Source organism: Kluyvera fluvialis (assembly GCF_059725275.1).
The window spans coordinates 3019047-3039698 of record NZ_AP046142.1; the positions used below are offsets into that span (position 1 = coordinate 3019047).

General features: G+C 52.3%; 20 protein-coding genes and 2 tRNA genes. 10 read left to right on the forward strand and 12 right to left on the reverse strand.

Features of this window, described 5'->3' with window-relative positions; all coding sequences use genetic code 11:
- Nucleotides 1-39 precede the first annotated feature (39 nt).
- On the forward strand, nucleotides 40-1158 hold the full coding sequence (gene solA / locus AC6I4B_RS14335) for an N-methyl-L-tryptophan oxidase (protein WP_497766021.1): 1119 nt from the start codon (nucleotides 40-42) through the stop codon (nucleotides 1156-1158).
- Between the two features lie 46 nt (nucleotides 1159-1204).
- Entirely contained in the window at nucleotides 1205-1318 is a 114-nt protein-coding gene (locus AC6I4B_RS14340) for a DUF2770 family protein (protein ID WP_497766022.1), read from the forward strand.
- Here AC6I4B_RS14340 and trhO read toward each other — a convergent pair.
- Nucleotides 1315-2376 (reverse strand): oxygen-dependent tRNA uridine(34) hydroxylase TrhO, encoded by a 1062-nt coding sequence (gene trhO, locus AC6I4B_RS14345; protein ID WP_497766024.1) that lies wholly within the window; start codon nucleotides 2374-2376, stop codon nucleotides 1315-1317. The genes AC6I4B_RS14340 and trhO overlap by 4 nt on opposite strands.
- A 222-nt stretch (nucleotides 2377-2598) precedes the next feature.
- On the opposite strand from trhO, the gene AC6I4B_RS14350 reads away from it, so the two are divergent.
- The 3 genes from AC6I4B_RS14350 to AC6I4B_RS14360 all read left to right on the forward strand — a co-directional run bounded on the left by AC6I4B_RS14350 (nucleotide 2599) and on the right by AC6I4B_RS14360 (nucleotide 5402).
- On the forward strand, nucleotides 2599-3519 hold the full coding sequence (locus tag AC6I4B_RS14350) for a Kdo(2)-lipid IV(A) acyltransferase (protein ID WP_497766025.1): 921 nt from the start codon (nucleotides 2599-2601) through the stop codon (nucleotides 3517-3519).
- A 184-nt stretch (nucleotides 3520-3703) separates the two neighbouring features.
- On the forward strand, nucleotides 3704-4921 hold the full coding sequence (gene mdtG / locus AC6I4B_RS14355) for a multidrug efflux MFS transporter MdtG (protein ID WP_497766027.1): 1218 nt from the start codon (nucleotides 3704-3706) through the stop codon (nucleotides 4919-4921).
- 106 nt (nucleotides 4922-5027) lie between these two features.
- Nucleotides 5028-5402, forward strand: a complete 375-nt coding sequence (locus tag AC6I4B_RS14360) for a MysB family protein (RefSeq protein ID WP_497766029.1) — start codon at nucleotides 5028-5030, stop codon at nucleotides 5400-5402.
- Here the strand turns inward: AC6I4B_RS14360 and AC6I4B_RS14365 are convergent, their stop codons facing one another.
- From AC6I4B_RS14365 to mdoG, 3 genes are all read right to left on the reverse strand, one after another.
- Complete coding sequence (locus AC6I4B_RS14365; protein ID WP_497772178.1) at nucleotides 5403-5624, reverse strand: YceK/YidQ family lipoprotein; 222 nt, start codon at nucleotides 5622-5624, stop codon at nucleotides 5403-5405.
- Nucleotides 5625-5763: 139 nt separating this feature from the next.
- Nucleotides 5764-8292, reverse strand: a complete 2529-nt coding sequence (gene mdoH / locus AC6I4B_RS14370) for a glucans biosynthesis glucosyltransferase MdoH (protein WP_497766030.1) — start codon at nucleotides 8290-8292, stop codon at nucleotides 5764-5766.
- Complete coding sequence (gene mdoG, locus AC6I4B_RS14375; protein ID WP_497766032.1) at nucleotides 8285-9820, reverse strand: glucans biosynthesis protein MdoG; 1536 nt, start codon at nucleotides 9818-9820, stop codon at nucleotides 8285-8287. The genes mdoH and mdoG overlap by 8 nt, the downstream gene beginning before the upstream one ends.
- A 272-nt stretch (nucleotides 9821-10092) precedes the next feature.
- Here mdoG and mdoC point away from each other — a divergent pair, with 272 nt between their 5' ends.
- Nucleotides 10093-11247 (forward strand): glucans biosynthesis protein MdoC, encoded by a 1155-nt coding sequence (gene mdoC, locus AC6I4B_RS14380; RefSeq protein WP_497766033.1) that lies wholly within the window; start codon nucleotides 10093-10095, stop codon nucleotides 11245-11247.
- Here the strand turns inward: mdoC and ymdB are convergent.
- The 6 genes from ymdB to ghrA form a co-directional block, all read right to left on the reverse strand.
- A complete protein-coding gene (gene ymdB / locus AC6I4B_RS14385; RefSeq protein WP_497766035.1) occupies nucleotides 11244-11801 on the reverse strand; it encodes an O-acetyl-ADP-ribose deacetylase in 558 nt (185 codons plus the stop codon). The genes mdoC and ymdB overlap by 4 nt on opposite strands.
- Nucleotides 11802-11873: 72 nt before the next feature.
- Complete coding sequence (locus AC6I4B_RS14390; protein WP_497766036.1) at nucleotides 11874-12182, reverse strand: YmdA family protein; 309 nt, start codon at nucleotides 12180-12182, stop codon at nucleotides 11874-11876.
- A gap of 302 nt (nucleotides 12183-12484) precedes the next feature.
- Nucleotides 12485-12967: a DUF1097 domain-containing protein gene (locus tag AC6I4B_RS14395; RefSeq protein WP_497766038.1), complete on the reverse strand. Its 483-nt coding sequence runs from the start codon at nucleotides 12965-12967 to the stop codon at nucleotides 12485-12487.
- 96 nt (nucleotides 12968-13063) lie between these two features.
- The gene (locus AC6I4B_RS14400) at nucleotides 13064-13618 is read right to left on the reverse strand and encodes a TorD/DmsD family molecular chaperone (RefSeq protein ID WP_497766039.1); all 555 of its coding nucleotides are present in this window, start codon (nucleotides 13616-13618) and stop codon (nucleotides 13064-13066) included.
- 20 nt (nucleotides 13619-13638) lie between these two features.
- Complete coding sequence (locus AC6I4B_RS14405; protein ID WP_497766041.1) at nucleotides 13639-14376, reverse strand: phosphatase; 738 nt, start codon at nucleotides 14374-14376, stop codon at nucleotides 13639-13641.
- Between the two features lie 66 nt (nucleotides 14377-14442).
- Nucleotides 14443-15381 carry a glyoxylate/hydroxypyruvate reductase GhrA gene (gene ghrA / locus AC6I4B_RS14410; protein WP_497766042.1) on the reverse strand — a complete coding sequence of 313 codons (939 nt, stop codon included), beginning with the start codon at nucleotides 15379-15381 and terminating at the stop codon, nucleotides 14443-14445.
- Between the two features lie 260 nt (nucleotides 15382-15641).
- Between ghrA and AC6I4B_RS14415 the strand changes: the two genes are divergently transcribed.
- Nucleotides 15642-15729 (forward strand) — tRNA-Ser (locus AC6I4B_RS14415).
- A gap of 953 nt (nucleotides 15730-16682) precedes the next feature.
- A complete protein-coding gene (locus AC6I4B_RS14420; protein ID WP_497766044.1) occupies nucleotides 16683-17228 on the forward strand; it encodes an ADP-ribose pyrophosphatase in 546 nt (181 codons plus the stop codon).
- A gap of 86 nt (nucleotides 17229-17314) precedes the next feature.
- Here AC6I4B_RS14420 and AC6I4B_RS14425 read toward each other — a convergent pair whose 3' ends face one another.
- Entirely contained in the window at nucleotides 17315-18220 is a 906-nt protein-coding gene (locus AC6I4B_RS14425; protein ID WP_497772180.1) for a LysR family transcriptional regulator, read from the reverse strand.
- 116 nt (nucleotides 18221-18336) lie between these two features.
- Here AC6I4B_RS14425 and AC6I4B_RS14430 point away from each other — a divergent pair, with 116 nt between their 5' ends.
- Both AC6I4B_RS14430 and AC6I4B_RS14435 read left to right on the forward strand, forming a co-directional pair.
- On the forward strand, nucleotides 18337-19197 hold the full coding sequence (locus tag AC6I4B_RS14430) for a pirin family protein (protein WP_497766045.1): 861 nt from the start codon (nucleotides 18337-18339) through the stop codon (nucleotides 19195-19197).
- Nucleotides 19198-19388: 191 nt separating this feature from the next.
- Nucleotides 19389-19476 (forward strand) — tRNA-Ser (locus AC6I4B_RS14435).
- Nucleotides 19477-19726: 250 nt separating this feature from the next.
- On the opposite strand, the gene AC6I4B_RS14440 is transcribed toward AC6I4B_RS14435, so the two are convergent.
- A complete protein-coding gene (locus tag AC6I4B_RS14440; RefSeq protein ID WP_497766047.1) occupies nucleotides 19727-20527 on the reverse strand; it encodes an MBL fold metallo-hydrolase in 801 nt (266 codons plus the stop codon).
- Between the last annotated feature and the right edge of the window lie 125 nt (nucleotides 20528-20652).

The following is a 20652-nucleotide window of genomic DNA, read 5'->3' on the forward strand; positions in this document are numbered from 1 at the left end:
CATTGATATTTGAGCCTATTCATCGCGTCAGGAAAGACTATGCAATACGACCTAATCATTATTGGCAGCGGCTCTGTTGGCGCTGCGGCGGGTTATTACGCGCGTAAAGCTGGGTTAAACGTGCTGATGACCGACGCTCACATGCCACCTCACCAGGAGGGCAGCCACCACGGCGATACCCGTTTAATGCGCCATGCCTACGGCGAAGGTGAAAAATACGTGCCGCTGGTACTGCGCGCCCAAACGCTGTGGGACGAACTGGCGGCGTTGAGCGGCGAAGCACTATTTGAACGCAGCGGCGTGGTGAATCTCGGCCCGGCAGACTCCGATTTTCTTCGCACCGTGGCGCAAAGCGCGGCACAGTACCAACTGCCGGTGGAGCATCTTGACGGCGCTGCGGTCACCGCTCGTTGGCCGGAAATTACCGTCCCTGGCGACTATCAGGCCATCTTCGAACCCAATTCAGGGGTTCTGAAAAGTGAGCTGGCGGTCAAAACGCTGATTGCCCTGGCGAAAGACGCCGGTTGCGCGCAGCTATTCAACTGCCCAGTCACCGCGATTCATCACGATGCTGACGGCGTGACTATCGAGACTTCTGAGGGGTCATGGCGCGGCAAAAAACTGCTGTTGAGCGCGGGGACATGGGTCAAACAATTCTATCCACAGTTGCCTGTTCAGCCAGTGCGCAAAGTTTTCGCCTGGTTCCAGGCCGATGGCCGCTATAGCCGTAAAAACAACTTCCCGGCATTTACCGGCGAACTGCCTAACGGCGACCAGTTCTACGGTTTTCCGGCGGTCGATAACGAGCTGAAAATCGGCAAACATAACGGCGGGCAGGTGATTAGCCAGCCAGAAGATCGCAAGCCGTTCGGCGCTGTCGTGAGCGACGGTTCAGAAGCGTTCAGTTTCCTGCGCCAAATTCTGCCGGGTATCGGCGGTTGTCTGCACGGGGCAGCCTGCACCTACGACAACTCGCCGGATGAAGACTTTATTATCGATACTTTACCCGGCCAGCCGAACGTGTTGTTCATCGGTGGCCTGAGCGGTCATGGCTTCAAGTTTGCGACCGTGCTGGGGGAAATTGCCGCCCAGTTCGCCCTACAACAAACGCCTGAGTTTGATCTTCAGCCGTTTGCCCTCACCCGCTTTCAGCCCTAAAAACAACACGGCCCCGATATTTCGGGGCCGTTAAACAGAGAACGCTATGCGCCGCCTGCTCCACTACCTGGTCAACAATATCCGCGAGCACCTGATGCTATATTTGATGCTCTCATTACTGTTGGCGATTGCTGACCTTGCCTATCTCTACTTCAGTTAATCGCCAGACATTTCCGGGTCGGGGATACCCAGGCGTGTATTCAGCCGCCCACGCGATTTATTAAAGATTTTATTGCCATTCTCACGTCCGGCACGGCGCTGACGCTGCTCTTCTTCCGGCAGTTTGTGTTCCTGCTGGCAGGCTTCACTACAGCAGCCTTCGTATTTCTCGGCACAAGCCGGACACTGGATAAACAGCAGATGGCAGCCATCGTTCAGGCAGTTAGTGTGGCTGTCGCACGACGTGCCGCACTGGTGGCAATGCGCAATCACCTGGTCTGAAATACGCTCGCCCATGCGTTCATCAAAAACAAAGTTTTTGCCAATAAACCGCACCGGCAAGCCCTGTTCACGCGCACGGCGCGCGTACTCAATGATCCCACCTTCGATATGCCACACCTGTTTAAAGCCGTTGTGTTTCATCCACGCGCTGGCTTTTTCACAGCGGATACCGCCGGTGCAGTACATCACAATCTTCTTGTCTTTATGCTCCTGCATCATCTCTACCGCTTTCGGCAACTGCTCGCGAAAGGTATCAGCAGGGATTTCCAGCGCTTGTTCAAAATGGCCCACTTCATATTCATAGTGGTTACGCATATCGATAAACACCGCGTCAGGGTCATCCAGCATAGCGTTAACGTCCGCCGCCTTCAGATAATCCCCCACATCACTGGCATCAAAGCTCGGGTCGTCGATACCATCGGCAACAATGCGCTCACGCACTTTCATGCGCAGCACCCAGAACGATTTACCGTCATCGTCCAGCGCAATGTTCAGGCGCAGGTTTTTCAACGCAGGATCAAAACCATCCAGGCAGGCGCGCAAAGCCTCCACCTTGCTGGCGGGAATGCTGATTTGCGCGTTAATCCCTTCACGGGCGAGATAAATACGGCCAAACACGTTAAGCGCCGACAGCGCGATATACAGCGCATCACGCGTCGCTTTTGGGTCAACAATGGTGAAATACTTATAGAATGAGATAGTGGTGCGTGGCTCAGTTTCTGCCAGCATCTGCGCTTTCAGCGTCTCATTCGAAATGCGGTTATGCAACACTGGCATGGTGCTCTTATCCTGCAATCGTCAAAGGTTGATATAAACGGGGCGCATGATATAGCAATCATTGTTAATTTACATCCCCACATTTTACGCTACATTTTCATCACCACTAATCATTTGATGCAAAACAACTGCTTAAATTAACGCCATTCGCAACCCTCTCATTTTGGTTGCCGGAAAAATAGTGCGACAATAGTCTTAATTGCTCGAAAAAACAGGAAAGACATGACCCAGTTACCCAAATTTACCGCCGCGTTGCTGCACCCACGCTACTGGCCGTCATGGCTGGGTATTGGCCTACTTTGGTTAGTTGTCCAGCTGCCGTATCCGGTGATTTACCGCTTAGGTAATGGCATGGGCCGCCTGGCGATGCGCTTTATGAAACGTCGCGCAAAAATTGCTTACCGCAATCTTGAACTCTGCTTCCCGCAAATGAGCGCCGCAGAGCGCCACCAAATGGTGGTGAAAAACTTTGAATCCGTGGGAATGGGCGTAATGGAAACCGGCATTGCCTGGTTCTGGCCAACCCAACGCGTGAATCGCTGGATGGATGCCAGCGGCCTTGAACATATTCGCAGCGTGCAGGACTCTGGACGTGGCGTGTTGTTAATCGGTATTCACTTCCTGACCCTTGAAATGGGGGCGCGGATGTTTGGTATTCATAACCCCGGGATCGGCGTCTATCGCCCGAACGACAACCCCGTGCTTGACTGGCTGCAAACCTGGGGCCGTATGCGCTCCAATAAAAGCATGATCGATCGTAAAGATCTGAAGGGAATGGTGAGAGCGCTGAAAAATGGCGAGATCATCTGGTACGCACCGGATCACGATTACGGCCCGCGCGCCAGCGTATTTGTGCCGCTGTTTGCGGTTAAAGATGCGGCGACCACTTCCGGTACCTGGATGCTGGCAAAAATGTCGAAAGCCTGCGTCGTGCCGTTTGTTCCACGCCGCAAGCCAGATGGCAAAGGCTATGAGCTAATAATCCTTGAGCCTGAATGCAACCCACCGCTGGATGATGCGGAAAGTACCGCCGCCTGGATGAACAAAATAATCGAGCAATGCATCATGATGGCACCGGAGCAGTATATGTGGCTGCACCGCCGCTTTAAGACCCGGCCTGACGGTGTCCCATCCCGCTACTGACCCCTAAAACACGCAGCCAGGCTGCGTGTTTTGTTTTGACTTTAAAAGCCCTCCGCATTGCGACGTATACAGCACAGGCGCATAATTAGCCAGCTAACATACTTGTCACACCTCAAGTTTGCTACAACCCGAATGATTTAAAGTATCGATGCCGTTTATTGACAAAAATTGCCTGCGGAACCCTATGCAACCCTCAGATGCCCCCATAAATTGGAAGCGTAACCTCGCCGTTGTCTGGCTCGGCTGTTTTTTGACCGGTGCGGCCTTCAGCCTGGTCATGCCCTTCCTCCCTCTCTACGTGGAACAACTTGGCGTAACTGGCCACAGCGCGCTGAATATGTGGTCTGGCCTGGTTTTTAGTATCACCTTTTTATTCTCTGCCATCGCCTCGCCGCTGTGGGGTGGCCTCGCCGACCGTAAGGGGCGAAAAATCATGCTGCTGCGTTCAGCGCTGGGCATGGGAATTGTGATGTTATTGATGGGGATGGCGCAAAATATCTGGCAGTTTTTGATCCTACGCGCGCTGTTGGGCCTGCTGGGGGGATTTATCCCGAACGCCAACGCGCTGATTGCCACCCAGGTTCCCCGCCATAAAAGCGGCTGGGCGCTGGGTACGCTCTCAACCGGCGGCGTCAGTGGCGCGCTGCTCGGGCCGTTAGCCGGTGGGGTGCTGGCAGATAACTATGGCCTACGCCCGGTGTTTTTTATGACTGCCTGCGTGCTGTTTATCTGTTTTGCGCTCACCCTATTTTTTATCCGCGAACAGTTCACGCCTATCTCTAAAAAAGAGATGCTGCACGTGAAAGAGGTGTTCGGTTCACTAAAAAACCGCGAGCTGGTGCTCAGCCTGTTCGTCACCACGATGATTATCCAGGTGGCAACAGGCTCAATTGCCCCAATTCTGACGCTCTATGTGCGTGATCTCGCGGGGAATATCAGCGATATCGCCTTCGTCAGCGGTATGATTGCCTCCGTACCCGGCGTCGCCGCGCTAATTTGCGCCCCCCGTTTGGGTAAGCTGGGTGACCGCATTGGCCCGGAAAAAATCCTTATCGTGGCCTTAATGGCCTCGGTATTGCTGCTTATTCCTATGTCGTTTGTGCAAAATCCGCTTCAGCTCGGTATTCTGCGCTTTTTATTAGGTGCGGCAGATGGCGCGCTGCTGCCTGCGGTACAAACGCTGCTGGTGTATAACTCCAGCAACCAAATTGCCGGGCGAATATTTAGCTATAACCAGTCGTTCCGTGATATTGGCAACGTGACCGGTCCGTTGATTGGCGCGGCCGTTTCCGCCAGCTATGGCTTCCGCGCGGTATTCTGCGTCACCGCTGCGGTGGTGCTGTTTAACGCCATTTATACCGGCATTAGCCTACGCCGCCGCGCGACAACTTCCCGCTCATAAAGACGCCGCCCTACGGTTTGTGTTAAATCACAGCGTAGGGCATGTACAACCGTAAACTTCAGCTATTATTTTCCTGAATACCACGTCAAATTGCAGGGAGAAAGAGATGACTTTATACGCCACACTCGAAGAAGCTATTGATGCGGCACGTGAAACTTTCCTCGCCGATAATCCCGGCATTGAGGAAAGTGAAGCGGAGGTACAGCAATTCAATATGCAAAAGTACGTTCTACAGGATGGTGACATCATGTGGCAGGCTGAGTTTTTCGCCGATGAAGATAACGAAGGTGAATGCCTACCGATGCTCAATGGCGAAGCCGCGCAGAGTGTGTTCGACGGCGATTTTGACGAGATCGAACTGCGCCAGGAATGGCTGGAAGAGAACACGCTGCACGAATGGGATGAAGGCGAATATCAGCTTGAGCCGTCGCTGGATACCGAAGAAGGACAGACGGCCGCCGATGAGTGGGATGAACGCTAGTTATTCATACGGGCCATGGCTGGCATCGATGGGCAGCAGCAAGGTGTCGAACACCAGCGAGAACGGCAGATCCAGAATGGTGACATAACGCCAGGCTGAATCACGTAGATCCCACTGTACGCCCGGATAATACTGGTTGCCGTGGCCCTGGCCTGGAATTGTGCGGCTGATAATGCTGCCACATCCGCTCAGCACGATAGCCATCGTTACCACCAGTATCATTCGTATCACGTATCCATTCCTCTTAGTACAGACAAAAAAATACCGGCATTGTCTTTAATGCCGGTATTTCCTTACGGCGTGTTTTTCGCGCCCATGTATTCCCGGAATCGCTGCACAGCACCTCATCCGGGTAACCGATTTACTTCGTTTTTAACGCCAGCGGGTTAAGCGCCAGTTTCTCATACTCGCCCACCCAGGAGGAGTATTTCTCTGGTGCTGACCACACGCGATAATGCATACGTGATAGCGTAACCGGGTCGCTCAACAGCACCAGACGGCGGTCGCGGTTGAGTTTATCCGGCGTATCATTCAGCGCTTGCTCAACGTGACGATCGCGCGCAATCTCCAGCACGTGGCTGGCACGGTGACGCGCCGTTGCCATCGCGGTTGCCAGGGCGTTAAACGATGGGTTAAACACCGCGTGCATAAATCCATCGTCCAGCACACGAGTCCGGTTCAGCGCCAGATACGCTTCGGTATCGGCCAGCACTTTCGGCGTGTTGTACTCTTCTGGGATCAGGAACAGCTTCCAGCGTTTAGTGCGCAAACCATTGGTCGCACGGCTGGAAACCACCGACACAAACGGTGACAGGATAAGCGAGAACACGATCGGCGCTAGCCAGAACAAGAAGCGGAGATCCAACCATGCCATGCCAACTGCCCACACAAGGCCCAGCAGCAGCTGCGAGCCATGACGCATAAAGGCTTCGCCCCACGGCGTAGAGTCATCATCACGCTGCGGTGAGTTCCAAACCACCTCCCATCCCAGGAACGCGCTGACCACAAACACGGTGTGGAACAGCATACGCACTGGCGCAAGCAGCACAGAGAACAGCACTTCCAGCAGCAGGGAGAGAGTCACACGGATAAAGCCGCCATACTCTTTCGAGCCTTTACACCACACCAGAATAATACTGAGCAGTTTTGGCAGGAACAGCAGCACCATGGTTGAAGCAAACAGCGCAATTGCCAATTCAGGACGCCACTGCGGCCACACCGGGAAAAGCTGGCGTGGTTGCAGGAAGTACTGCGGTTCGGTTAATGCGTGTACCACTTGCAGCGCGGTCGATAGCGCCAGGAACATAAACCACAGCGGCGCAGAAAGGTACGACATCACCCCCGTCAGGAACACCGCACGGTGTACCGGGTGCATACCTTTCACCAGGAACAGGCGGAAGTTCATCAGGTTACCCTGACACCAGCGGCGGTCGCGCTTGAGCTCATCCAGCAGGTTCGGCGGCAGTTCCTCATAGGAGCCTGGCAGGTCATAGGCAATCCACACGCCCCACCCTGCGCGACGCATCAGTGCGGCTTCAACGAAGTCATGCGACAGAATCGAACCGGCAAAGTTGCCATCGCCCGGCAGTGGCGCCAGCGCACAGTGCTCAATAAACGGCTTCACGCGGATAATCGCGTTGTGACCCCAGTAGTGAGATTCACCCAGTTGCCAGAAGTGCAGCCCTGCGGTAAACAGCGGCCCGTAGACGCGAGTCGCAAACTGCTGGCAGCGCGCGTACAGCGTGTCCATCCCGGATGCGCGCGGCGAAGACTGGATAATCCCGGCATTCGGGTTCGCTTCCATCAGGCGCACAAGGTTAGTCAGGCAGTCACCCGACATCACGGAGTCTGCGTCCAGCACGACCATGTAGCTGTACTGGCTGCCCCAACGACGACAGAAATCATCGATGTTACCGCTTTTACGCTTCACCCGACGGCGGCGACGGCGGTAGAAAATCTGCCCTTCGCCCTGCACCTCGGCGATAAGCTCCATCCAGGCCTTTTGCTCTGCGACGCAGATGTCCGGGTTGTAACTATCGCTCAGGATATAAACGTCGAAATGCTTTTGTTGACCGGTCGCCTTAACCGATTCCCAGGTCGCCCGTAGACCGGCGAACACGCGGGAAACGTCTTCATTACAGATAGGCATAATCAGCGCCGTCCGATGCTCTGGATTCAGCGGCTCATCACCCACCGTTGAGGCCGAAATACTGTACTTATCCCGACCAATCAACAACTGCAGGAAGCCCATCAGCGCCGTCCAGAAGCCGGCGGAAACCCAGCAGAACAGGACTGCGAAGAGGATTAATATCCCGGTTTGCAGCAGATATGGCAGCAACTGCATAAAGGAGACCCACAGATCTTGCCCGACCATATCCGCCGGGTTAATCAGCGCCCAGCCTTGATACGGCAGGATGGTCTTCATATACCAGGTGGCAACAACGGTCTGCGCCAACGTGAGGATCAGCAGGGTATAACGACGCAAAGAACCCACCATGCGCCATTTTTGTTCATGCTCCTGCTCCTCTTTGGTCAGACGAGACAGGTAGCGCGGCGTCACATCACGCCCACGCAGGCGATCCCAGAAACGCCCGACGGGGTTTGTCCGCCACGGATCGGGGAACATCGAAGAACGCGTCGCTTTCGGCATAGCCTTAAGCTGCGTGCGCCCTTCGTCGTCTTTGATCAGTTGAGAACCCGCCAGCGAGTCAGGCCAGCTCTGTTCGAGCCGAGCCTTAACGGACGCTAAAGGGGTGTCGTCATCACGGATAAACATCTGATGTTCATCATCCAGCGCTTCATGCACGGCACGAAGATTCGTGTCGGGAAGCGCTGCTTTTTCCGTATCCGTAAGCGACAGCGCGTCGATATACTTCGTTGTCTTATTCATTTGCAGGCAGCTGATAGCTCCAGGTTTCACTCAGCGTCTGGTCAGCGTTGACCAGTGCAGCGCGCATTTCAGTGGTTTTCTTCGGATCTTTCACTTTCACACGCAACGTTAAACGCCAGCCTTTCGTTACCGGATTATAGCGCACACTGTTTTCTACGATTTCACCGTTGTCGCCAATGCTGGTTTGCGCCGTTACCGGCGTATCCTGCGGCATTTTGCGCATGTCTGCGCCAGTGAAATCGACCACGAAGGCTAGCGTACCGTCCGGCTGACGAATCAGATTGGACTGCTTCACATCACCGGTTGAGCGACGTGTCTGCATCACGTACGCACTGTCGGCGTCATGCAGTTTGTCTTCGTCACGAGTAAAGGTGATGGTGTATTTGTAGTTCATCTCTTTACCGGCTTCCGGCAGTTTGTCCGGTGTCCAGTAAGCGACGATGTTATCGTTGGTTTCGTCGTTGGTCGGAATTTCAACCAGCTCGATAGTCCCTTTGCCCCAGTCACCTTTCGGCGTAATCCAGGCGCTTGGGCGCAGATCATAGCGGTCATCCAGGTCTTCGAAACGGGAGAACTGACGGCCACGTTGCAGCAAGCCGAAGCCCTGTGGATTTTCCGTTGCGTAGCTGCTTACCGCCAGATGTTTCGGGTTATTCAGCGGACGCCAAATCCACTCATCATTACCAGCATGAATAGACAGACCGTTAGAGTCATGCAGTTCAGGGCGGTAATTGGTGGTTGCCGACGGCTGGTTTGGACCAAACAGGAACATACTGGTTAGCGGCGCAACGCCCAATTTACCCACTTTATCGCGCAGGTAGATTTTGGTCTGCACGTCCACAACGGTGTCGCGGCCAGGCATAATAACGAAGCGATACGCTCCGGTTGCACGTGGGGAATCCAATAGTGCATAGATGGTCAGACGTTTATCGGCCGCTTTTGGACGCTCAATCCAAAATTCGCGAAAGCGAGGGAACTCTTCACCGGACGGCAGCGCTGTATCAATAGCTAAACCGCGCGCGGATAAACCATAAACCTGCCCTTGACCCAGAACGCGGAAATAGCTCGCGCCAAGCATACTGACAATTTCGTCGTTTTTATCTTTGCTATTAACAGGATAAAGCACTTTAAAGCCAGCAAAACCCAGATCCTTAACGGTGTCTTTGTCATGCTGAACATTACCGAACGTGAAGTAGTCCGGGCTGTACTTAATTCTACGTACGGAAGTGGCCGTGACCTCGTTAATCTTCACCGGCGTGTCGAAGTACATACCCTGATGGTAGAACTCGAGCTTAAATGGGGTCTTTATTTTGTTCCAGTACGCCTTATCGTGATTAAACTGGATTTGTTGGTAGTCCGCGTATTTCATGTCGCGGAAGATGGAAGGCAGGTTGCTTTTCGGCGCTTCATAGCTCTTATCAGCCAGCGATTTAGCCTGCTTTGCAACGTCATCAATAGTGAATGCCCATGCAGATGAAGTACACAGGGACAACATTACGGCTGCGCCTAACCAACGCAGTTTCATCATCTGTGGTGTATGTTTCATATAACTAAGCACTTCCCCCTTTGTGTGCTTAAATCGATCCGATCCATTTTACTGGAAATTCAAGCAATCCGACAACATAATCCCCGTATTGTTCAACGCAGTGGCTTATCGAGTAAGCAACTGTTAACTGCGCTTTGCACTTTACGTGCTTATCCTGAAGACAGGTAACCAGAGTTCGTGTAGGGTTGCCAACGAATGTAATCTTTATCGTCTGGTCGTATAAGGCGATTTGTCTGAGAATCGTACCTAACCCTATGAATAACAAACCCGCACAGCGTGAATACTTCCTCGACTCCATTCGCGCCTGGCTGATGCTGCTGGGGATACCCTTTCACATCTCATTACTCTATTCCAGCCATACCTGGCATATGAATAGCCCTACACCTTCGTGGTGGCTAACGCTATTCAATGATTTTATTCATGCTTTTCGTATGCAGGTGTTTTTCGTTATCTCCGGCTACTTTTCCTATATGCTGTTTTTGCGTTATCCATTAAAAAAATGGTGGAAAGTGCGCGTGGAACGCGTCGGCATTCCGATGCTAACGGCGATTCCCCTGCTGACGCTGCCGCAATTCTTAATGTTGCAATACGTTAAGGGTAAGACGGAAAGCTGGCATACGCTCTCGTTGTATCAAAAATATAATACTCTGGCGTGGGAATTGGTGTCGCATCTCTGGTTTTTGCTGGTGTTGGTCGTGCTCACGTCCTTAGGTATTTTGGCCTTCCGCTTTATGCGCCGCCGCCAGGAGCGCAAACACCCTGAGTTCTTCGACAACATGACGATGAGCAAACTCACGCTGATATTTCTGCTGCTGGGGCTAGCCTACGCCGCTATTCGCCGCACCATCTTCCTGTTCTTCCCGCCAATTCTTAGCGACGGGCTGTTTAACTTCGTGGTCATGCAAACGCTGTTCTACGTGCCCTTCTTTATTCTCGGCGCGTTGGCGTTTATCCATCCACGGCTAAAAGCGCTGTTTACTACACCATCGCCGTGGTGCGCGGTGGCGGCGCTGCTAGGTTTTATCGCCTATCGCTTAAACCAGCATTACGGTTCTGGTGAGGCATGGATGTATGAAACAGAATATGTGATTACGATGGTGCTGGGGGTATGGATGGTGAACGTGGTGTTCTCATTTGGCCACCGTTTGCTGAACTTCCAGTCAGCACGAGTCACCTACTTCGTTAACGCATCGTTGTTTATTTATCTGGTGCACCATCCGCTGACGCTGTTTTTCGGTGCGTGGATTATGCCAAGCATTAGCTCCAATGCGCTCGGTTTCCTGACAGGGCTAATTTTTGTCATTGGTGTCGCGCTAGTGCTGTATGAAATTCATCTGCGTATCCCTCTGCTACGTTTCCTTTTCTCCGGGAAGCCGCAGCAGAAGGTGGATAAAACACAGGCTGCTTAGGTTTTGTCGTCCTCGGCCAGGCTCGGAATCCAAGTCTGGCTGAGGACCTGTTCGTACAACCGGGTCATCTCATCGTCAAAGCAGACAAAGTAGACCATTTCCGGCAAGCTACGGCGAGTCAGAAACGCGGCAACGGTACTCACGGCGATTTCGGTCGCTTGTGCCGCAGGATAACCATACGCCCCCGTGGAAATAGCGGGAAATGCGATACTGTGATAACCATTATCTAACGCCAGTTGCAAACTATTGCGGTACGCCTGTTGTAACAGCGACGCTTCTTGCTCTCCCCCGCCCTGCCAAACCGGCCCCACCGTATGGATGACCGCTTTCGCTTTTAGATTACCAGCATGAGTAATCACCGCATGTCCCGGTGGACAGGTTCCCTGTTGCTGGCGGACGACCGCGCAGGCCTCCTGTAAAGAAGGGCCGGCGGCACGGTGGATTGCGCCATCGACACCGCCTCCGCCCATCAGTGAGGGATTGGCGGCATTGACGATAACATCCACCTCAAAGTGGGTGATATCCCCCTGCAGCACCTGAATTCGATCGGTCATGCTCACTTCCTCATTCGTAATGACCAAGAGATTGTCTACCATAGACAACACCGACCGCAATTTCGTTTCGGACTATTTGTACTCTATGTTCAGAATAGCCAGTTTTTTTTGTCGGTTTATCCATTGTAGGCTGACGGTGCTGACCGCGTTGTTGATGGTGCGGCCTTCCGCCAGTGCATTCAATGCTATCGACTGTACATTGTCCTGGCCGTTGCGGTAGCAGCTAACATGAACCTGCCGTACCGAAGGCTGAATATCACAAGGGGGGTCGACAATTTGCCCCCGAAGATGAATCACTCCGACGGTCGTGGCTTCCGCGCAGAGATTTCCAATAGTCAGCAGCGAGAGGGTAATACATGTGCAACAGATAAAGGTTTGCATGGCAACGTCCCCGTTTATTTGAGATCGTCCTTGATGCAGCCAGTCCCGAAGCTTAAATAGGCGGTTAAATTACTTTTTGTAAGCACAATATTCACATTAGTAACAATAACGCCAATTGCCAACTTATTTAATTTTTATATAGTTATCATCACTATATGCCAGCTTATCGACGACTATCACCGCGTGGACGATAGCAACCAAAAGGCCGTTTCGTAGGGAAACGATAATGTCAAAAACCAGAATAGGCATAAAAAAAGCGGCGGTAGGGAATCCCTACCGCCGCTTACTTTTTATCTTATCGATTAAAGCGCAGTCTCTTTCGACGATTGCGTTCTTGCCTTACGATTTGCAAGCCATAACCCGCTGTTTTTCATGGCATAACCAAACACCAGGCCAACCCCCAGAGAGGGAACCACCAGCCGCCAGTCGCCCTGCCCAGCAAAAGTCGCACAGGCGCCAATAAACGTGCCCGGAACAAAAGAGAGCAGCCACTGTTTTGCCTGAATACACATCAAAAACGCCACAATTCCAGTCATGACGTAGCTGACGATTTCCAGATGCGGCGCCAGCGCGCTGGCGTAAATAATCACCAACGCCCAAATCACGCCACTCATGGTGGTAGAGGCCGAAATGACCAACCCTTTCAAGCCACCCTGCGGGCAGGCGAAATAGGCCGTGCAGCCTAAAAACCCAGCCCAACTGAGTAACCCGAGAGACACGGCAACCCATCCCCAAATACCGGAGAGAATGCCTGTTGTAATTGCGATAGCTAAGATAACGTTCATGGCGAGCATCTTAGCAGATACTCGCCTTTATGGTGAGATCACGAGCACATAATGCTCGTAATACAAACTACACTTACATCAACTTTGTGATTTAAATCACTCTTCATTCTCTTCTTGCAGCTCGTCCCACATCGCAGCAATCGCTTCGCGGGTCAGCGGAGCCATAGTGCGCCAGAAAGCCGTCGTCGCATGTGCTTCTACTTTTCCGAGGAAGGTTTCAAACCACGGCATAATAAAGTCAGCAAACAGTGTTTCCAGCGCTTCGTTGTCGTCTTTTTCCGCTTTATCTTCAAGCCATGATGCCGCCAGCAACAGTGTACCTAATTGATCAGCGGGGCTTTCACCCAGTGGCATACCGTGTTCACCCAAGAAGGCACGGACTTCCGCCTCCGTAGCGCCCTCTTCCCACGCGCTACGGAACGGTGGCACGCTGCACTCGTCACCCACAAACAGCGCATTATAATCAGCCGCTATCTGCTGGATATCACAGCTTTTTTGCAGACGAGCCAGCAGTTCATCCTGCTCCAGAGGCCAGCTTGCCGCCAGCTTGCCTTCCCGAATCAAGGTAAACAGCGGAACCAGCAGTGGGTCTTGCGGTTGACGATAATAGAGCGAGCCAAGCGCGCGACAGATGATTGAAAACTCGTTCATTCAGTTAGTCCATTCAGTCATTAAAGTTCAGTAAATTCTGGAATCGGCGGCATACCGCGCGATTCAAGGAAATTGAGGAAACGTCGTGGCGTGACGTTAAGAATGCGATCCTCTGGGAAATCCACCGCGTCCAGGATCTTCTTACACTCGCCAAATTCACCCAACGTAAAGGCGGTATGCGAGTCCGATCCCAGAGCTAACCACCCGCCTGCGTCGCGCACTGCCGCTGCAATCGCACGGCAGTTACTTTCACTGCCAATACGTGAGGAGACGAACGAGGAGTTATTGATCTCTAACGCCACATGATATTTGGCCGCAGCCGCAGCAATCGCAGGAATATCAACCGGGAATTTAGGGTTGCCAGGATGGCTAATCATATGAACGTTGCCGCTCGCCATTGCCGCAATCATCGCTTGCGTATGGGTTTCTTTATTCTGCGGGGCAAAAACCGGTTCGTGGAAACCTGCAATGATAAAATCCAGTGATGTCAGCATCGGCCCAGTGCAATCAATCTCACCTTCAACGTTTTTGATATTCGATTCAATACCGCGCAGAATCCCAACACCGTCCACCATACGAGGCCAGATACGCATATTCAAAAAGTGCCAGTAGTGCGGCGCATCGGCCATATCTGGGCCGTGATCGGTAATAGCGAAGAGTTTAATCCCTTTGCGCTTCGCTTCGGCGATATAATCATGCAACGTGCTGTAGGCGTGCGTACTGGCAACGGTGTGCATATGTAAGTCAACAGGATACATCACTTTCTCCTCTCTCGTGATAAGCCAAGGATAGCAGGAAAGCCCCTTATTTATTAGCCTGACGCATTAATAGCCGCGCACTCGATCAACCTGCCCACTTGGCTTTTCTCCGCGCTCCAGTTGGATAATTGTCTGCGCGATATAGGCAATAGCCTCTTGCGGGCGAGTCACGGCAGCAACATGCGGCGTGATAGTGACCCGAGGATGACGCCATAGCGCGCTTTCCACGGGCAGCGGTTCACGGCTAAACACATCCAACATCGCCGCCTTAAGTTTGCCGTTATCCAGCGCCGCCAGAAGGTCATCTTCCACAACGTGAACGCCGCGTGCCAGATTGAGAACGTAGCTATTATCCGGCAGTTGAGATAATAACCGTTGATTAATGATGCCAACGGTTTCGGCGGTGTTTGGCAAGAGATTTATCAGCACGCGAGTGCCCGCTAAAAACGTGCCCAGCTCGCTTTCTCCGGCAAAACTGGTCACCTGCGGCCAGTTTTTACGGCCGCGGCTCCAACAACGCACTGGAAATCCCCACGCCAGCAGGCTTTCAGCCACTTTCGCGCCCAGCACTCCGGCCCCCATAATCCCGATGGAAAATTCTTCGCGCGTGTAGTCCGGCAACGGTTGCCACGTGGATTCACGTTGTTGCGCCTGATAATCATCAAATCGACGGAACCAATGCAGCACCTGGCTCACCGCATACTCCTGCATCTGGAGGCCCATGCCGGTATCTTCGAGGCGGAACAGCGGGATAGACTCCGGCAACATCTCCGGGTGCGCTTTTAGTTTGCTGAGGATAGAGTCAACGCCTGCCCCCAGGGCAAATACCGCTTTCAGCCTGCGGCCCGCAAGCATATCGACCGGTGGATGCCACACCAGAGCATAATCGGCTGGCTGGTTATCCCCACGCTGCCACGGGCGAATATTCGCATCCGGTAGTTTTTTGCTCAGTTCCGTAATCCAGTAGGGGGTATCAAACGTAGGATGGTAAAAGATTATCTCCATTGTCACTCCAGTTAAGAGCGCCTTTATTCAACCTGCCAGGCGCGATTTATGATTTTTTTAGTGTTTGAACAGAATAACAAATTTCATTCCGCTGTCCCTGAAAATGCGGGTGTGATCGCAAAAAAGACGATTTTTGCGTGTTTAAGAAGCAAGTTGTTTGAAGTTTGTCTAAACGAACGTTTTTTTAAAAAAGTTTATTGACGCTAGAGAGGCTTTTCCCTACATTAGCGCTCGTCCCAGCAACGTTGGGACGACAATATGGTGAGGTGTCCGAGTGGCTGAAGGAGCACGCCTGGAAAGTGTGTATACGGCAACGTATCGGGGGTTCGAATCCCCCCCTCACCGCCATATTCGAGAAAGAGCTCGTACGAAAGTACGGGCTTTTTTTTCGCATGTTGCACGCTCAGGGGGGATAAGAATCCCCGACCGGGGGTCGACAACTGGCTATAGCCAGTTGGACAGACTGCGAACGCAGTAAGCAGGCTGCCCCGAAGGGGCGAGCGCAGCGAGTCAATCCCCCCCTCACCGCCATATTTGAGAAAGAGCTCGTACGAAAGTACGGGCTTTTTTTTCGCATGTTGCACACCCTGGGGGGTGAGAATCCCCGACCGGGGTTCGACAACTGGCTATAGCCAGTTGGACAGACTGCGAACGCAGTAAGCAGGCTGCCCCGAAGGGGCGAGCGCAGCGAGTCAATCCCCCCCTCACCGCCATATTTAAGAAAGAGCTCGTACGAAAGTACGGGCTTTTTTTTCGCATGTTGCACGCCCAAGGGAGGATGAGAATCCCCGACCGGGGTTCGACCGCTGGCTATAGCCAGTTGGACAGACTGCAAGCGCAGCGAATCAATCCCCCGCCTCTCACATTTGATGTTAAAAGTTAATCAAAGGAACATAACACCCGCTTCTGACGGTTTAGTGCTAAAAGCGCACATTGAGAACGTAGTGTGTTAATCACTCGTGAACAAAGAAACTATCGATAATTTAACGGTTCCAGTTTGAGGAACTTACAGACTCAAACAATTTTAGTGGATAATATTAATTAACAATTCTTCCGACTTTATCTTTAATTTTCGCGAAATAAAACATTGCCCATCGGGTAGAGTAAAATATCGAATACCGTAAACTGGCCGTCAGCTTTACCACCGCCACCTTTGACAATATAATCAATCAGTTACAAAACCATTCACATTAAAACGCTTGCGATTTATATAAGTCAGCAACAGAAAATAAATAATATAAAAATCATCCACGGTGCTATTATAATAGTTACCCAAAAATATCTTTCCCGGGAGAATATAAATGGATGCTGAAATACTCACTCTCGATTCAAAAGAGGTTTATCGCAACCAATGGATGACATTAAAAGAAGATCAGATCCTCAGAGCTAATGGTAAAAAAGGCATCTACTCGGTTGTCGAGAAAAATGACTTCGTCATCATCGTTCCTATTCAGGATGATGATATTTATGTCGTTGAGCAATACCGTTATCCGCTAAAAGAACGGACGATAGAGCTTCCTCAGGGAAGTTGGGAGTTATCCCCCACAGCAACACCGGAAGAAATAGCGGCAGGAGAACTAAGGGAAGAAACGGGTTTGCTGGCGGGTAAGTTAATTCATGTGGGCTATCAGAAATTAGCGCAAGGATATTCAACACAAGGTTACCATATCTATCTTGCTAAAGATCTCGTTTGGCATGGGCAACAACTCGATGCCGAAGAGTACGGGCTAACTGTTAATAAAATAAAAATAGATGACTTCCTGACGCTGATCCTTGAAGGAAAAATCTCTGATGCAACGTCTGTCACCGCGTTTCTTTTGGCAAAAGCCTCAGGTCTGTTAGGTTAAAAACCACAGGCTTTCTGCACCGGAGGATCTGAACTGCCCACAAACTACGCCCCAAAGGGGAGTCAACACCGGTATTGACCCCCGATTTAATCCTCTTCCATCTTCTGATACTCATCGCTGAGAAAATCGACCAGCGCTCTCACCGATGGCAACATTCCACGGCGAGAAGCAAAAACCGCGTGAATCACTTCCCTTCTCGGTTGCCACTTATCCAGCACAACCACCAGTTCCCCACAAGCCAGCTGATCGCGCACCATTAATAGAGGAAGCTGCACGACGCCAACCCCTGCAATTGCCGCTTCACGTAGGGCCAGCATATCGTCCGTCACCATCCGAGGCGTGAAATACACCTCCGCACGCGCACCTTCGGGGCCAGTGAGTTGCCATTGATGACGATGATTACCCGCCCCCATACTTAACCCCGGCCATTCGCTGAGTTCCGAAGGCATCTGAGGATCCCCCAGCCGCGCGACGAGCTTCGGGCTTGCCACCAGACGATGCCCTCGATCGGCCAGCACACGCATCACCAGGTCGCTATCTTCTATAGGCCGTGGACGTACGCGAATCGCCACATCAACGCCTTCGGCAACAACATCCACTCGCCGGTTGGTCGCCTCTAGCTGAAGGTTAACATTTGGATAACGCAGTAAAAATCTCGCCAGCATAGGCCCAATATGCGCATGTAGAACCGTCACAGGGCACGTGAGTTTCACGCTGCCGCATGGCTCTGAGCGCATAGTCTCTACCGCTTGCTGTGCAGCCTCAGCCTCAATCAGCATCGCTTTACAGTGCTGATAAAAAGTCTGCCCCACTTCCGTCACCACAAATTGCCGAGTGGTGCGCTGAATCAAGCGCACGCCCAACCTCTCCTCTAGCTGTGCAATTCGGCGACTTAACGTTGATTTTGGTTGATTAAATGCTCTCCCTGCTGCGGCAAAACCACCGTGATCAACCACCTGCACAAACCAGGCTAACTCGTTGAGATCTTGCATATCCCGCTCCAACTGTTCCATTTATGGAACAGTATAGGCCATTTTCACTCTCTACCAGGGCATTGGTGTAGGACATATGCTTAAGCACATCAGCAACAGATAAGCAGGAGATCACCATGAAACAGATAACTGGTATTTATACCGCACCCGCAAAACATTGGGTTGGCGATGGTTTTCCGGTTCGCTCGATGTTCTCTTATCAAACTCACGGCGAGCAGCTAAGCCCTTTCCTGCTGCTTGACTACGCGGGGCCGCACCACTTTGCACCAGGCACAGAGAAGCGCGGCGTTGGTGAGCATCCACATCGCGGATTTGAAACCGTGACCGTGGTTTATGCCGGCGAAGTCGAACACCGGGACTCTACCGGCAAGGGGGGCGTTATCGGCCCAGGCGATGTGCAATGGATGACCGCTGGCGCGGGGATTCTGCATGAAGAGTTCCACTCGGAAGCATTCGTCCGTCAGGGCGGTGAGCTGAAGATGATTCAGCTCTGGGTCAACTTACCGGCGAAAGACAAGATGACCCCTCCGGGGTATCAGAGCATCACCGCAGAGGCCATCCCTACTATCACGCTGCCAGACAACGCAGGCCACCTGCGCGTGATTGCCGGCCACTATGACGATGTGAATGGCCCTGCCCATACCTTTTCGCCGCTTAACGTATGGGATTTGCAGCTTAATCAGGGGCATGACGTCACACTTCACCAGCCAGACGGCTGGAGTACGGCACTAGTGGTACTGGAAGGCGATGTGCAAGTAAATGAAACGGAAAGCGTTCGCGAAGGCCAACTGGTGGTATTCAGCCAGAAAGGCGAGACGCTGCACCTAAGTGCCAACGCCGACACTAAAGTGTTGTTAATGGCCGGAGAGCCGTTACAGGAGCCTATCGTGGGTTATGGTCCGTTTGTCATGAATACCAAAACGCAAATCATCGAAGCCGTGAGTGATTTTAACAGTGGCCGCTTTGGTCAAATCTGAGCGCAAGGCACGGTAAAGCACCACGAATAGCTTGATTTAACGCGTTAAATAGCTGCCCTGGCGCTTTCTCGCAGGGCAGTGCTCAATGCTTAACCAAACGGAAAAGAAAAAATAAATTCTGCTTGACCGTTTTAGCCCAACTCCCTATAGTAGCGCCCCGTTGCCCACCCAAGGTGAGCAGCGAACAATATGGTGAGGTGTCCGAGTGGCTGAAGGAGCACGCCTGGAAAGTGTGTATACGGCAACGTATCGGGGGTTCGAATCCCCCCCTCACCGCCATATTTAAGAAAGAGCTCGTACGAAAGTACGGGCTTTTTTTTCGCATGTCGCACACCCTGGGGGGATGAGAATCCCCGACCGGGGGTCGACAACTGGCTATAGCCAGTTGGACAGACTGCGAACGCAGTAAGCAGGCTGCCCCGAAGGGGCGAGCGCAGCGAGTCAATCCCCCCCTCACCGCCATATTTAAGAAAGAGCTCGTACGAAAGTACGGGCTTTTTTTTCGCATGTTGTTTTTGCTGCCAACTTTTCACCCCAACACAAAAGTATCCCCAGTTGCTGGCACAATAACCTCCGGCAGCCATAAACGCCCCCATGAACCGGTGCAATGGCACGCCATGATTTTATCGGGTCGTTGCTGGTTCAGAAATTGCCTTATCTGCCAGAGCACATGCGGTGGCGCGCAGCGCAAATGGAAGCCGCCCAATAGGGCATGAATGTGATGTATTCCGGTGATTTTTTGGCAGTGGCGCACAATATTAATGATGCCGCGATGCCCACAGCCAGTAATAATCACCAGCCCACGATCGGACTTATAAATCAGCACGCCTTCATCAATAACATAATCCAACGCTGCTGCTTTGCCGCTGATAACACCGTACGGTTGCGGTTTCGCTACCGCTATCTCTCCTGACCAGATAAAACGCTCGCTCAGTTGCAATGGCGTGCGCGTATACTCCATTCGGTGGCGGGAGTAATCGATATCTAACGATAGTTTTTTGATTTTGCGGGTATAATTCGGGAATCTTATCGCCGAGTATCGCTCATCGGCTATCTGCGGATGGCATATAATTCGGCTGTCGTCAGGCAACCACGGCACACCACCACAATGGTCGTAATGGCCATGAGAGAGCACTGTCGCCGTTAATCTCGATACATCGACACCCATGACCGCCGCGTTATGCAGGAAGCTGTCATCGGGGCCGGTATCGAATAAAATTGTGGTGGTTTCATCCTGTAGCAACAGGCTAAGCCCAGCCTTTGCCCGCAGCGAACTATCTACGTTATCAGCGCGTCGGTTTTCTAATAACACACGAATCGTCAATGCCATCGTCACTCTTTCCTGAGAGAGAATCCATTGACGCACATTATAACGACGATGACGAACAGCACAGTGACCTACAACTCATGCTTTCAAGCTCCAGCATGAAACGGGCAAGGGAAATAAATCAATCC

Excerpts from the sequence above, each read along its gene's own strand:
- solA (WP_497766021.1), top strand. The coding sequence starts at position 40 with ATGCAATACGACCTAATCATTATTGGCAGCGGCTCTGTTGGCGCTGCG.
- AC6I4B_RS14340 (WP_497766022.1), top strand. The coding sequence starts at position 1,205 with ATGCGCCGCCTGCTCCACTACCTGGTCAACAATATCCGCGAGCACCTG.
- trhO (WP_497766024.1), bottom strand. The coding sequence starts at position 2,376 with ATGCCAGTGTTGCATAACCGCATTTCGAATGAGACGCTGAAAGCGCAG.
- AC6I4B_RS14350 (WP_497766025.1), top strand. The coding sequence starts at position 2,599 with ATGACCCAGTTACCCAAATTTACCGCCGCGTTGCTGCACCCACGCTAC.
- mdtG (WP_497766027.1), top strand. The coding sequence starts at position 3,704 with ATGCAACCCTCAGATGCCCCCATAAATTGGAAGCGTAACCTCGCCGTT.
- AC6I4B_RS14360 (WP_497766029.1), top strand. The coding sequence starts at position 5,028 with ATGACTTTATACGCCACACTCGAAGAAGCTATTGATGCGGCACGTGAA.
- AC6I4B_RS14365 (WP_497772178.1), bottom strand. The coding sequence starts at position 5,624 with ATGATACTGGTGGTAACGATGGCTATCGTGCTGAGCGGATGTGGCAGC.
- mdoH (WP_497766030.1), bottom strand. The coding sequence starts at position 8,292 with ATGAATAAGACAACGAAGTATATCGACGCGCTGTCGCTTACGGATACG.
- mdoG (WP_497766032.1), bottom strand. The coding sequence starts at position 9,820 with ATGATGAAACTGCGTTGGTTAGGCGCAGCCGTAATGTTGTCCCTGTGT.
- mdoC (WP_497766033.1), top strand. The coding sequence starts at position 10,093 with ATGAATAACAAACCCGCACAGCGTGAATACTTCCTCGACTCCATTCGC.
- ymdB (WP_497766035.1), bottom strand. The coding sequence starts at position 11,801 with ATGACCGATCGAATTCAGGTGCTGCAGGGGGATATCACCCACTTTGAG.
- AC6I4B_RS14390 (WP_497766036.1), bottom strand. The coding sequence starts at position 12,182 with ATGCAAACCTTTATCTGTTGCACATGTATTACCCTCTCGCTGCTGACT.
- AC6I4B_RS14395 (WP_497766038.1), bottom strand. The coding sequence starts at position 12,967 with ATGAACGTTATCTTAGCTATCGCAATTACAACAGGCATTCTCTCCGGT.
- AC6I4B_RS14400 (WP_497766039.1), bottom strand. The coding sequence starts at position 13,618 with ATGAACGAGTTTTCAATCATCTGTCGCGCGCTTGGCTCGCTCTATTAT.
- AC6I4B_RS14405 (WP_497766041.1), bottom strand. The coding sequence starts at position 14,376 with ATGTATCCTGTTGACTTACATATGCACACCGTTGCCAGTACGCACGCC.
- ghrA (WP_497766042.1), bottom strand. The coding sequence starts at position 15,381 with ATGGAGATAATCTTTTACCATCCTACGTTTGATACCCCCTACTGGATT.
- AC6I4B_RS14420 (WP_497766044.1), top strand. The coding sequence starts at position 16,683 with ATGGATGCTGAAATACTCACTCTCGATTCAAAAGAGGTTTATCGCAAC.
- AC6I4B_RS14425 (WP_497772180.1), bottom strand. The coding sequence starts at position 18,220 with ATGCAAGATCTCAACGAGTTAGCCTGGTTTGTGCAGGTGGTTGATCAC.
- AC6I4B_RS14430 (WP_497766045.1), top strand. The coding sequence starts at position 18,337 with ATGAAACAGATAACTGGTATTTATACCGCACCCGCAAAACATTGGGTT.
- AC6I4B_RS14440 (WP_497766047.1), bottom strand. The coding sequence starts at position 20,527 with ATGGCATTGACGATTCGTGTGTTATTAGAAAACCGACGCGCTGATAAC.